The 12,596-nt window shown below is 63.0% G+C and carries 6 protein-coding genes; 3 read left to right on the top strand and 3 right to left on the bottom strand.

All coding sequences use genetic code 11. The annotated features are described in order from the left end of the window. Positions 1 to 230 precede the first annotated feature (230 nt). From VGG47_RS05680 to oxlT (VGG47_RS05690), 3 genes are all read right to left on the bottom strand, one after another. Positions 231 to 1,127 (bottom strand): ketopantoate reductase family protein, encoded by an 897-nt coding sequence (locus VGG47_RS05680; protein ID WP_331536317.1) that lies wholly within the window; start codon positions 1,125 to 1,127, stop codon positions 231 to 233. Positions 1,128 to 1,291: 164 nt separating this feature from the next. Next, positions 1,292 to 4,399, bottom strand: a complete 3,108-nt coding sequence (locus tag VGG47_RS05685; protein WP_331536319.1) for a transglycosylase domain-containing protein — start codon at positions 4,397 to 4,399, stop codon at positions 1,292 to 1,294. Positions 4,400 to 4,811: 412 nt separating this feature from the next. Beyond that, complete coding sequence (gene oxlT, locus VGG47_RS05690) at positions 4,812 to 6,128, bottom strand: oxalate/formate MFS antiporter (protein WP_331536321.1); 1,317 nt, start codon at positions 6,126 to 6,128, stop codon at positions 4,812 to 4,814. A 573-nt stretch (positions 6,129 to 6,701) separates the two neighbouring features. Here oxlT (VGG47_RS05690) and oxlT (VGG47_RS05695) point away from each other — a divergent pair. The 3 genes from oxlT (VGG47_RS05695) to VGG47_RS05705 all read left to right on the top strand — a co-directional run bounded on the left by oxlT (VGG47_RS05695) (position 6,702) and on the right by VGG47_RS05705 (position 12,538). Next, positions 6,702 to 8,018, top strand: a complete 1,317-nt coding sequence (gene oxlT / locus VGG47_RS05695) for an oxalate/formate MFS antiporter (protein ID WP_331536323.1) — start codon at positions 6,702 to 6,704, stop codon at positions 8,016 to 8,018. Positions 8,019 to 8,358: 340 nt separating this feature from the next. After that, the gene (locus VGG47_RS05700) at positions 8,359 to 11,475 is read left to right on the top strand and encodes a transglycosylase domain-containing protein (RefSeq protein WP_331536325.1); all 3,117 of its coding nucleotides are present in this window, start codon (positions 8,359 to 8,361) and stop codon (positions 11,473 to 11,475) included. A 166-nt stretch (positions 11,476 to 11,641) separates the two neighbouring features. Further along, the gene (locus tag VGG47_RS05705; RefSeq protein ID WP_331536327.1) at positions 11,642 to 12,538 is read left to right on the top strand and encodes a ketopantoate reductase family protein; all 897 of its coding nucleotides are present in this window, start codon (positions 11,642 to 11,644) and stop codon (positions 12,536 to 12,538) included. Positions 12,539 to 12,596 lie beyond the last annotated feature (58 nt).

Below are 12,596 nucleotides of genomic sequence, written 5' to 3' on the forward strand. Positions count from 1 at the left end.
TATCCTCGAAGGCTTCATCCTTGTGGTGCCGGTGATTTATCTGCTCTTCTACGTCATCGCCTGGTTGTATACGCGGAAGAAATTTCCCTAAAGAAAGTAGCCGCTTTTTGAAAAAAGCGGCGCAAAAACTTTTGGCTATGCTGGGTCAAGGGCGGTGTTGGCGACAACGCCCATGACCCGAACTAACAAAGTTTTTTTGCTACTTTTTGTTCACAAAAAGTAGCCTTTCTCTAAGCTTCCTTCTTCATCTCGACCAGCTTGACCAGGGCATAAAGCGCACGGTTGACCGGTACTTGGATGTTCAGTTCGCGCCCTTTCCGCACGATGTATCCGTTCAGATAATCGATTTCGCTCGGTTTCTGGCGCGCAAGGTCCTGAGCGGTCGATGACCGTTGAGAGGGCATCGTCAGCGGGACATGGCGGACCGCGTGCCACGTATCTCCGGGCACGGACACGCCCAGCGCCGCGGCGATCGACAGGCATTCCTGCACGACATCCTGCAAGACGCCGTCAATCTCTTTCCCTTGCGCCAGTGTGCCGTAGGGCAGCTGAGTGATCGCCGAGAGGGCGTTATATGCGCAATTCAAAATGAGCTTGGCCCACAACGCACCGGTCGTGTTTTCCGACACTTCGGTGGGAATGCCTGCCGCTGTGAACATCGCGGCCAGTTCAGGGCTGCGGGCCGACGCGGCGAGGACCAGCTCCCCTCTGCCGTGATGCCGGACGTGATTGGGCGCCACCATATCCGTGGCGACATAGACCACCGCGGCGATCACGGTCTGAGGCAGAAGTTGCTGCAGGCGCTCGGCGTTCTCGACGCCGTTTTGAAAACTCAGGACAAGGGTGTCGGGCGATAGGAAGGGGGCCATCGCTTTGGCCGCTTCCTCCGTATCGCTCGACTTCACGGAAAAAATGACGATGTCCGATGCGGAAACCGCGCTTGGGTCGGCGGATGCCTGCACCGCGAGGCGCGTCACCGCGCCGCCCTTTTCGAATTGCAGCCCGTGTTCGCGCAAGGCTGAAACCTGGCCGGGCCGGCCGATCAGTGTCACGTCATGCCCGGCCTGGACCAGCATGGCGCCATAGAAACTGCCGACAGCCCCGGCTCCCATCACGGAAATCTTCATTCTGACTCCTATTGCGAAGTTAAGTGGCCGCTTTTCGAGCCAAAGCGGCGCAAAACTTTTGTTTATGGTGGGCCATGGGCGCTGGCGGCGCCAGCGCCCATGGCCCACCATAACAAAGTTTTTTTGCTACTTTTTGTTCACAAAAAGTAGCCTTCCCTTCGCTTCTACTGTGTCGGCACGGCCTGGGCGATCGCCTTGGGCGGCGCGGCGGGGATGGGCACGCCCAGCAGCGGATCCAACTGAGGCTGCAGCGCCTTCAGGAGCTGCGCGGCTATCGCGCTGGTGAAGGTGAAGCCTGCGGCGTGAGGGCCGGGAACGTAGGCCGTGACGGTGCCGAAGAACCGGTCACCGAGGAAGAAGACGAAGGTGGCGGTGCGGTCCACCACCCGCTCTCCGCGCAGCGCGCCGCCGGAACCGTAGATATGATAACGGTTATCGCCACTGCCGGTCTTGCCGCCGATCGGCATCAGGCTGCCATTCGCCATGTGATAGGTGCCGGCCAGCAGCTTCGCGGTGCCGGTCTGGACGACGCCCATCAGGGCCTGTCGCACGGTGTCCGCGACCGCCGGGTCCAGCACGCGCTGCGGGTCCGGTCGGGTCGTGAAATCGGTCTGGTAGGGCGTGCCGTCGGCGAAAGCGAGACTGTCGAAATCGACCGTCGGCACCCTCACGCCGCCATTCATGACGATGCCCATCACGGTGGCGAGCGCATCAGGCCGGTCGCCCGAGGCGCCGATCGTGGTGCCGAGCGAGGGCACGAGATGGTCGAACGGATAGCCCTGGCGCCGCCAGTCCTGCCAGATGCGGGCAAAAGCGTCCTGCTCGACGATCGTCTCGATGCGGACATTCTGCTGGAACGTCTTGCCCCGCCTGAACAGCCAGACATAGGACTGATCAATCGCCGCCGGGCTCGCTTTGGCGATCTCGTTCCAATCGGCATTTGGATGGGTCTGCAGATAGGTGACGAGCCAGATTTCGAGCGGGTGGACGCCGGCGACATAGGCCTCGTCGTTCAGCGACAGTTTGTTCTCGGCGAATTGCGCGTAGAGTTTGTCGAGCCGGTCTGGGGTAATTTCGGCAAAACTCTGTTTCGGCATGTGCTGGCGCACGAAGTCTGTCATGGCCGCTTCGCTTGCCTGCGGCGTGATTGCGAGAAACACGTCGGCAAGATGGCTGGCCAGGGGGTGGGTGTGGCTGGCGAGCCGGTCGAGCGCCTGCTGTGGCGTCAGGCCCTTATCGTCCTCGTAGAAGCGATAGAGGAAGTGGAGGCCTTCGGCCTGGATGAAGCGCTCCAGATAGGCTTGTCGCGCCGTGTCGTCCGGATTGTCGAGCAGGGATCTTTCGTCGATGCCGGCGGCGGCGATTTCGTAATCGCGGACATCGCGCAACACCCGGACAAAGGCGCAGTTGATCGAATTCTCGAAGGCAAATTGGACGGTCGGGACCGTGCTGTCCTCCCAGGGTTCGAAATTGCCGAAACTGTTTTCGCCGCCGCCGGTGAAGAAGGTGACAGGGGCCGCCGAATAGGTGCGCTGCATCGCGGCGGCGAGCATCGGCTTCAGGCTGCGGTCTTTGGCGGTGGCGAGATAACCGGCGGCCCAGCGCGTGAGCGCATCCGGCGCCGTCGCGGCGATGTGCTGCAGGTCCGCCGGCGGGAGTGGCGCCAGGTGGTGATTCAGGTCCGTCATGATGTCGAGATAGGTGATCAGCGTGCGCAGCTTGGCGGTCGAGCCGAGCTGGAGCTTGGCGCCGGAATTGATGTCGAACGGCGCGTTGAGGCTGTCGGCGTGGACGCGCACGTAATTGGCGTCGGCGCCGCGTTCGTAGAGCACAAAGCTCCAGTTGATGACGGAGGGGTTGGGGGTGGCGCCGCTCAGCAGGTACTTGCCCATCAGACCCAGCGACTTGTCATAGGCGGGGTCGCCGAGGCGGGTGAGCACGGCGATGACCCGCTGCTGCGCCGCCTCGTCGATGCTGGTGCGGACCGTGAGGTCGAAGCGGTCGAGACTCCAGGTGTCCGACACATGCAGCAGGGACAGCAGCTCGGCCTGCATCCAGTCGGTCGCCTTGTGGTCGACGAAGGAGAAGGGGGCGGGCGGCGGCATGCCGTCGCGGAAGGGCAGCGAACTCGCCAATGCGGCATCGCGCAGTGAAGGCGAGATAATGCCGGTGCGGCCAAACTGGCGCAGATAATAGTCCGTCAGCGCCGCGAGGGCGGCACGGTTCTGAAGCAGGTAATAGGCCGGCCGCCGTCCCGCGAGCAGCAGGCTCAGCATTTCGCGGTAGACCTGGCCCTGGCGGGCCACCGCATCCGGGGTCGTGGCCGGCGCCTTTAAGATGCTGTCGGCCGCGGCGAAATCCGTGCCGTACCAGATCCACATCGCTTCGGGCAGGCCGATGACCTCGCCATAGCCGGGGTAGGAGGCGAGCGGTGTGGAGTTCAGATAGGTCGTGAGAATGTTCTGGCGGGCCGGCAGCGTGTCGGGGCCGTCGCGGTAGGCGTCGGCGGCGGCGGTCACCATCTGGCGCAGCTTCTCGTCGATGCTGTCGGTCCGCCCTCCGGGGGATTCGCGGAATTTGACGGTCTGGGTCGCGAGCGTGCTGGCGCCGCCGCGCTGCCAGTGGCGGTCGATCATGCCGGCGAGGCGCGCCCCGGCGGCCAGCAGGAAGCGGTTCCATTCGATCGCCGGATCGCGCCGCGGCTCCGCGTTGTTGAGCAGGTCGCGGTCCTCGATGGACATCAGGCTGTTCGCGACCACCGGCGGGATCTCATCGAACTGTTGATAGACGTGTTGCGGAAAGCGCGCGCTGAACAGGGTCACGCCGCTGCGGTCGTACATCTGCAGCCCGGCCTGGCGTTTGGGGGTGTAGAGTGTGTAGCCGCCATGCGCCACGAACCAGTCGAGCCGCGGCGACCAGCGTGCCTGGCGGCTGATTTGGAGCTGATGCGCCGTTAACGAGGGGATGATCTCGGGCAGTTCGGCGTAGCCGAGGCGTACGTCATAAGGACCAAGGCCCGGAAAGCGGATCGATGTGCTCGCCCCCGGCGCCACGTCAGTGGAGATGTCGCGATCAAACCAGGTGAAGAAACGGGCCTGTAAATAGGAGGTGCGGGCCTCGGTGGCCAAGCCCCAGCCCAGCAGGAGCAGCACGACCAACACGGCAAGCCAATAGAGCATCCTGACCCCGCCGAGGAAAAACCGCCGCAGCTTGTCTGACACTTTCCCGGCCTTCCGGCTGAGGAGAATTCGCTCCCACGCCGCCCCCGCCATTGCTGTTTCCTCCCTTGTCCTTCGCCCACCGCCTCACATTTTTTCGGGCCCTCGACCGGCAGGTTTCGCGTCAGCCTCGATTTCGGGCGTGGCGCTTTTTAGCGAAGCCTCTCCTACCCAGCGTCTTGCAACCGCTGCCTATTATAGACGAAATGCGGGAGATTCGGGCGCGCTTTCTGGGGAGGTGCGGCAAAACATCGATGATGTTTGCGTGAAGGACACGGTCGGAAGGGAAAAGGAAGGCTACTTTTTGTGAACAAAAAGTAGCTTTTTGCTCCTTTGGGACTGTGCTGTTTCAGCGCCTCAGGCCCAGCATAACAAAAGTTTTTGCGCCGCTTTTTTTAAAAAGCGGCCGCTTTCTTCTGGCTGGAGCGTGATCGATTTAAAGCCATCACGCTCCAGGTGTAGACCGTTAGACGCTGTCCAGTGCCGTGCGGCCGACGATCGCAGCGGCCGGGGTCGGCTTGCCGTTGGCGGCGAACCAGCGGCGGCGCAGCGGCTTGAGGACGAAGACAGCCAGCAGGGCGGTCGCGAAGTTCATGGCGATGATCAGTTCGAACACCGGTACCCAGGACCCGGTCGCTTTGTGCAGCAGGGCGGCGAGCGGACCGCCCAGAATCCCCCCCACGCCGAACGACAGATAGAGGAAGCCGTAATTCGCGGTGGCGTGGTCCGGGCCGAACGTGTCGGCCAGGGTCGAGGGGAACAGGGAGAAGATCTCGCCCCAGCCGAAGAACACCACGCCGGACAGCAGCACGAACACGGTCGCGTCGTTACGCGTCAGCAGCCAGGCGATGATCGCCAGCCCTTCAACGCCGAAAGCCAGCAGCATGGTGTTTTCGCGGCCGATCTGGTCGGACACCCAACCGAAGACGGGGCGGGTCAGGCCGTTGGTGATGCGGTCGATCGACAGGGCCAGAGGCAGCGCCGGCAGGCCGAACACCAGAGCGTCGGCCAGGCCCCACTCCCGGGAGAAGGCGCCGAACTGGGAGATGACCATCAGGCCCGAGGTCGACATCATCGTCATCATGACGAACATCAGCCAGAAGATCGGGTTGCGCAGCATCTGCCCGGAGGTGAAGCTCTTGGTGCTCTCCTTCACGGCCGGGTGGGCGGTCGAGGCGGCCTGCACCGCCTTCGTCTCCCAGGCCGGGTCAGGACGCTTCAGGCCGAGCGCCGCGAGGATGCCGACGGCGCCGAGGATGATGCCCCATTCGAGCAGCGCATGCTGATAGCCGGCCGCCTTGATCGCCGCGGAAATCGGGAAGGTGGTGAGGACCGCGCCAAACCCATAGCCGGCGGCGACCATGCCGGTGGCGAAACCGCGCCGGTCGGGGAACCATTGCACCATGTGGCCGACCACGCCGACATAGATCATGCCGGTGCCGATGCCGCCAAACAGGCCGTAGGTGAGGTAGAGGCCCATCACGGTGGTGACGTGCGAGGCCAGGACCCAGCTCAGGCCGGAGAACAGCGCGCCGGCCGAAAGCAGCAGGCGCGGCCCGAATTTTCCGATCAGCCAGCCCTGGAAGGGCCCCACGAAGGTTTGCAGCAGGACCAGCAGGGAGAACGTCACCTGGAGCGCCGGCAGCCCGACATGCAGCGTCGAGGTCATGGGCTTGGTGAACAGCGCCCACACATATTGAGGGCTGGAGATGGCCGCCATGCAGATGAGCCCCAGGGCGAGCTGGATCCAGCGGGTCGCCGGCGTCGTATTTGTTTTCGTCATTCTACCTTCCTGTTGCCCACGGAATGGGCAGCTTGAAATCAACGGCCGCTTGTCAGTCGCCTGGCTGGGGAGGGGCCTCGCGGTGCCGGGAAGGCCGCCGCGGGGTCCTTCCCCCACCAGCGTTCGCCTTCAACGCGCGGCACGAGGCGAGCGCGTCTCCGAGAGAACAAGAATTTTAATGCAAGACGTGTGCCAATTTGGCTCTAGAAGGAAGCGGCCGCTTTTTGAAAAAAGCGGCGCAAAAACTTTTATTATGCTGGGGCATGGGCGTTGTCGCCGACAAAGCCTCAGGCCCAGCATAACAGAAGTTTTTGCGCCGCTTTTTTCAAAAAGCGGCTTCTTTCCGAGCGCGCCGCTTCGCGCACCCACGGATTGGCACATGTCTTGCTTAAAACTCTTTGTTCTCTTGGATGCGCGTTCGGCTGCTGCCGGCGCGTTGCAGAAGAACGCTGGTGGGGAAGGACCCCGCGGCGGCCCCGCCGGGCACCGCGAGGTCTTTCGTTCGCCCGGCGCCTGACAAGCGGCCGTTGATTTCAAGCCGCCCATTCCGTGGGCAACAGGAAGATAGATAGAATGACGAAAACGAACACTATGCCGGCGCAGCGCTGGGTCCAGCTTGGCCTGGGGCTCATCTGCATGGCCGCCATCTCCAGCCCTCAATATGTGTGGGCGCTGTTCACCAAGCCCATGACTTCGGCGTTCCATGTGGGACTACCCGCGATCCAGGTGACGTTCTCCCTGCTGGTCCTGCTGCAAACCTTCCTGTCCCCCTTCCAGGGCTGGCTGATCGGCAAATTCGGGCCGCGCCTGCTGCTTTCGACCGGCGCGCTGTTTACCGGCCTGAGCTGGGTCCTGGCCTCGCACGTCACCACCGTCATGGGTCTGTACCTCACCTATGGTCTGCTGGGCGGCATCGGCACCGGCATGATTTATGTCGGTGTCGTCGGCCACATGGTGCAGTGGTTCCCGGATCGGCGCGGCTTCGCGACCGGCATGGTCGCCGCCGGCTACGGTTTCGGCGCGGTCCTCACCACCTTCCCGATTTCCGCGGCGATCAAGGCGGCCGGTTATCAGCATGCGCTGCTCGAATGGGGCATCATCCTCGGCGCCGTCGGCATCGCCGCGGCGCTCGGCCTGAAGCGTCCCGACCCGGCCTGGGAGACGGCGGCGCCGCGGGCTGCCTCGGTCGCCCACCCGGCAGTGAAGGAGGGCACCGCCAGCTTCACCTCCGGCCAGATGCTGCGCACCCCGCTGTTCTGGCTGATGTTTGCCATGATGACGATGATGGCGGCCTCCGGCCTGATGGTCATTTCTCAGTTCGGCGCCTTTTCCCGCGATTGGGGCTTGGGCGACGCGCTGGTGTTCGGCCTGCCGGCGCTGCCTTTGGCGCTGTCGATCGACCGCATCACCAACGGCCTGACCCGCCCATTCTTCGGCTGGGTGTCCGACCAGATCGGCCGCGAAAACACCATGTTGATCGCCTTCGGCATCGAAGGGTTGGCGATCGCCATTTGGCTGCTGACGCGCAACGATGCGACGGTGTTCGTGCTGATGTCCGGCGTGGTGTTCTTCGGCTGGGGCGAGATCTTTTCCCTGTTCCCCTCGACGCTGACCGACACGTTCGGCCCGAAGCACGCCACCGCCAATTACGGCTTCCTTTACCTTGCCTTTGGCGTGGCTGGGGTGCTGGGCGGCCCGCTCGCCGCCCTGCTGCACAAAGCCACGGGGTCCTGGATGCCGGTGTTCGAACTGGTCATCGCGATGAATTTCGTGACGGCCCTGCTGGCTCTCTTCGTTCTCAAGCCGATGCGGCGCCGCTGGCTCACATCGAGCGGCACGCCGGCCCCGGCCGCGGTGATCGTCGGCCGCGAGGCGCTGGACAGCATCTGACATCCTGAAACTTGAGCTGTCGGGGCGCGGCGTGTGGGTTATCACGCGCCGCGCTTTTGCATTTTTCGTCGACGATGTTTGCCGATCAAGACCGCGCTGCCTCATGCGACCGGCAAACCGTGACCTTCACGCAAACATCATCGCATTTTTGTAGCATCTCGGCAGAAAGCGCGACCGGTTCGCGCGCGTTTCGTATATAATCCTCGGCGGATGCAAGACGCTGGGTAGAGAAACACTTTGACAAAAGCACCGCACCAGGAACCGAGGCTGACGCGAAACCTGCGGGTCGAGGCCCAGTAAATTGTGAAACTATGGGCTAAGGACGCGAGAGGACATATTAATGATGGGGGCAGCGTGGGGACGAAATCTCCACGACAGCCAGAAGGCAGGGAAAGAGGGCGGCAAGCTGCGCCGGTTGTTCGGCAGCTTGATTAGGACGCTGTATTGGCTCACCTGGCTGGTCGTAATGCTTTTGCTGGGCTGGGGCGCGGCCACGGAGGCCCGCACCTCCTATTTGCAGGCGCGTTTTTTCACCTGGTTTGATCGCGGCGTCTTCTACGATGTGGCGCCCGGGCCGAGCCCGTCGATCCGCTTTCCCGGCCCTGGCCCCTATGACGTACGCCTCGGCTACGCCGAACTACCTGCGATTATTCCCTCGCTAACGGCGCACCAGCTTCAAATCAGCCGCCAGGCTCGTTGGTCGCCGCGACTCGACTGGTTCGTGGCGCATGGCGGCTACACGCTCTACACGCCCAAACGGCAGGCCGGCCTGCAGATGTTCGACCGCAGCGGCGTGCCCCTGGTCAGCGCGCGCTTTCCGCAACGCGTCTATCAACAGTTCAATGAGATCCCGCCGGTGGTCGCGAACAGCCTGATGTTCATCGAGGACCACCACCTGCTCGACAGCGCGGAACCGCAGCGCGATCCGGCGGTCGAATGGAATCGCTTCCTGCTCGCCGCCGGGGGGCGCCTGGCCGGCATGATCAACCGCCACTGGCAGCGCGGCGGCGCCAGCACGCTCGCAACCCAGATCGTTAAATTTCGCGAGTCCCCGGGCGGCCGGACCGACAGCATCGGCGAGAAGCTGCGCCAGATGGTGACCGCCGCGGCCGATGCCTACCGGGACGGGCCCGACACGCTGCCGGCCCGCCGGAACATCCTCACGACCTATCTGAATTCCACCCCGCTCGCCTCCTATCCCGGCTATGGCGAGGTCATCGGCCTGCCCGAGGCGATGTGGATCTGGTACGGCACGGATTTTACCTCGGCAGGCAGCACCTTGATGGCGCCGGCCACAACCCCTGCCGCGATGGCCGGCCAGGGCGAAGCCTATCGCGAGATGCTGAGCCTGCTCCTGGCGGGGCGGCGGCCGGCCTATTACCTGCTCCAGAACCGCGCCGCCCTCGAGGCGCTGACGGATTATTACCTGCGCCAGCTTGGCCGCGCCGGCATCATCTCGCCGGAACTGCGCGATGCCGCACTGGCCAGCCGGTTGCCCTTCCGCGACGGTATGCCGCCGCCTGCCCCCTTCTCCTTCGTCGACAACAAGGCGACCGACTGGCTGCAGGCCAAGTTGCTATCCCTGCTGAATGTGCCGAGCACCTGGAGTCTCGACCGCTCCGACCTCACGGTCCACACCAGCATCGACGAGGCGGCGCAACAGCGAGTGACCGAAGTGCTCACCCGCCTCGATGACCCCGCGTATGACAAGTCGCTGGGATTGGTGGGCAAATACATGCTGAGCGGCGCCACCCCCAGCCCGGCCCTCATCAACTGGAGTTTTGTGCTCTACGAACGTGGCGCCGACGCCAATTACGCGCGCGTCCACGCCGACAGCCTTAACGCGCCGTTCGACATCAATTCCGGCGCCGAACTCCAGCTCGGCTCGACCGCCAAGCTACGCACGCTGATCACCTATCTTGACATCATGACGGGCCTTAATCACCGCCTGGCACCGCTCAGCACCTCGGCACTGTGGCATATCGCCGCGACGGCGCCGGATGTGCTCACGCGTTGGGCCGCCGGTTATCTCGCCGGCGCCAAAGACCGCAGCCTGAAACCGATGCTGGCCGCCGCGATGCAGCGCACTTATTCGGCGGCTCCAGTCACCTTCTTCACCGGCGGCGGCGAGAACAGTTTCGGCAATTTCGAGCCCTGGGAGGACAGCACGGTCCCGACCGTCGAATATGCCTTCGAGAATTCGATCAACTGCGCCTTTGTCCGGCTGATGCGCGACGTCCGCGATTACGAGATCGCCGCCGCCGGCATCGACGAAAAATCCCTGCTCGGCAACCCGCACGATCCGGCGCGAAAAGCCTATCTGGAGCGCTTCATTCAGGCCGAGGGGCTCCATTTCCTCTATCACTTCTACCAGGGCGATCAGGGCCTGACGCCGCAACAGGCACTGGATAGGTTGGCCAACCACGCCAAGCCCCTCGCCAGCCATCTTGCCGACGTGTTTCTCGCGATATTTCCCCAGGCAAGCGAAGCAGCAATGACCGAGTTCCTGCGCCAGCATCTGCCGAAACAGGCGTTTTCCGAACTTGACCCGGAGCGGCTCGGCAAACTCTACGCGGAATTTGCCGGGGGCGGAATGTCGCTGAACGACGAAGCCTATGTCGCCGGCGTCCATCCGCTGGAAATCTGGCTCGTCTCCTATCTGCAGACTCATCCGCATGCCGCCTGGAATGACGTCGCCAAGGCGAGCCCGGCGGCGATCGATCAATCCTATGTCTGGCTGTTCAGGCCGGGCAAAACGTTTCAGCAGAATGTCCGTATCGAGACGATCGTCGAGCAGGACGCTTTTGCGCGCATCTGGCAGGACTGGCGGCGCCAGGGCTATCCGTTCGACCATCTCGTGCCCTCGCTCGGCACCACGCTCGGCGCCTCGGGCGACCGGCCGGATGCGCTCGCCACCCTGATGGGCATCGTCATGAATGGCGGCGTGAAGTTGCCGACCGTCGATTTCGACAGCTTCGATTTCGCCGACGGTACGCCTTACCAGACCGATTTCACCACCAAACCGGACCCACGGCGCGTGATCGACCCGGCGGTCGCGGACACTGTGCGTCAGGCCCTGATGGGTGTCGTTCAGGGCGGCACCGCGAAGCTGCTGGCCGGGACCTATCACAGGGCGGATGGCGGTTTGATGTTGGTCGGCGGCAAGACGGGCAGTGGCGACAACCGCTATCATATCTACGGTCCCGGCGGCGCGCCGCGTGGGGAGCGGGTGGTGGACCGCACCGCCACCTTTGTCTTTTTCCTCGGTGACCGGTTTTTTGGCACCGCCACGGCCTACGTTCCCGGCGCGCATGCGGGCGGTTTCACCTTCACCAGCGCGATGACCGCACAGCTCCTGAAGGCGCTGCAGCCGCAGCTCGACCCGCTGCTGGGCGTGCCCATCCCCGCCGCACCGCCCAAGGCGGTCGCCCAGGCCGTGCCGGCGCGAGAACAATAAGGAAAGGGAAGGCTTCTTTTTGTGAACAAAAAGAAGCAAAAAAACTTTATTTAATCTGGGCCAGGGGCGTTGCGGCGACATTGCCCATGGCCCAGCATAAATAAAGTTTTTGCGCCGCTTTTTTCAAAAAGCGGCCACTTTCCACGCAATAGGAGAGAGGATCAGAATGAAGATTTCTGTTATGGGCGCCGGCGCCGTCGGCAGTTACTATGGTGCCATGCTGGTTCAGGCTGGGCATGATGTGACGTTCATCGGCCGGTCCGGCCAGGTTTCAGCCCTGCGCGAACACGGGCTGCAACTCGAAAAGGGCGGCACACTGACGCGCCTCACGGTGCAGGCATCCGCCGATCCAAGTGTTGTCGCCACATCCGAAATCGTGCTGTTTGCAGTGAAATCGAGTGATACGGAGACAGCGGCCAAAGCGATGGCCCCGTTCCTGTCTCCCGACACCGTGATCTTAAGTTTCCAAAACGGCGTCGAGAACGCGGAGCGCTTGCAGCAACTTCTGCCCCAGACCATCATCGCCGCAGTGGTCTATGTCGCCACGGATATGGCGGCACCCAACCATGTCCGGCATCACGGAAGGGGAGGGCTGGTGCTCGCCGCATCGGCCCGGAGTCCTGAACTGGCCGCGATGTTCACGGCAGCGGGAATTCCCACCGAAGTGTCGGAAAATACTGCCGGCGCGTTGTGGGCCAAGCTCATTTTGAACTGCGCGTATAACGCCCTCTCGGCGATCACCCAGTTGCCCTACGGGACGGTGGCACAGGGCCCGGAGATTGACGGCGTCTTGCAGGATGTCATGCAGGAATGCCTATCGATCGCCGATGCGCTGGGTGTGTCCGTGCCTGGAGACACGTGGCACGAGGTCAAGCAGACGCCATTGATGATGCCTTCCCAGCGTTCGTCGACCGCTCAAGATCTCGCCCGCCAGAAACCGAGCGAGATTGATTATCTGAACGGATATATCGTGAGGAAGGGGCGCGAGCTGAACATTTCCGTACCGGTCAACCGTGCCCTTTATGCGTTGGTCAAGCTGATCGAGATGAAGCGAGAAGCTTAAAGGAAGGCTTCTTTTTGTGAACAAAAAGAAGCAAAAAAACTTTATTATGCTGGGGCAT

Origin of the sequence: Acidocella sp., assembly GCF_036489515.1 — a bacterium.
Taxonomy (GTDB): Bacteria; Pseudomonadota; Alphaproteobacteria; order Acetobacterales; family Acetobacteraceae; genus Acidocella.